1 pseudogene is annotated in these 387 nt (G+C 65.6%); it reads left to right on the top strand.

What is annotated here, in order from left to right:
• Window positions 1-387, top strand: a pseudogene (locus GSQ73_RS09645) (hypothetical protein); the annotation flags it as partial.

Raw genomic sequence — 387 nt, 5'->3', positions numbered from 1 at the left:
GCCAGCATGGCCAACAGCGTGGCCCTTGGTGCCGGTTCGGTCACGCTGGTGGGCGCATTGACGAACTACACCGCTTACGGGCTGACCGCGCCGCAGACGTCCGCGGGCGAAGTGAATATCGGCAATCGTCAGATCACCGGCGTGGCTGCAGGCTCTGCCGCAAACGACGCGGTCAACGTCGAGCAGTTGCAAGCCGTCGACAACGGGCTTTCCAACTTAGGCAGCGCGGCCGTGCAATACGACACGCATCTGGATGGCACGCCGAACTACGACAGCGTGACACTCGCCGGCGCGCCTTCCACCGATGGTGGCGCGACGGGCGGCACCACGATCAGCAACCTGCATCAAGGTGCGCTCAGCGCCACCAGCACCGACGCGGTGAACGGC

It is taken from the genome of Rhodanobacter sp. L36, from assembly GCF_009765755.1.
Classification (GTDB): domain Bacteria; phylum Pseudomonadota; class Gammaproteobacteria; order Xanthomonadales; family Rhodanobacteraceae; genus Rhodanobacter.
The sequence above is the reverse complement of the archived record's forward strand: the minus strand, read 5'-3'. Positions and strand labels throughout refer to the sequence as shown.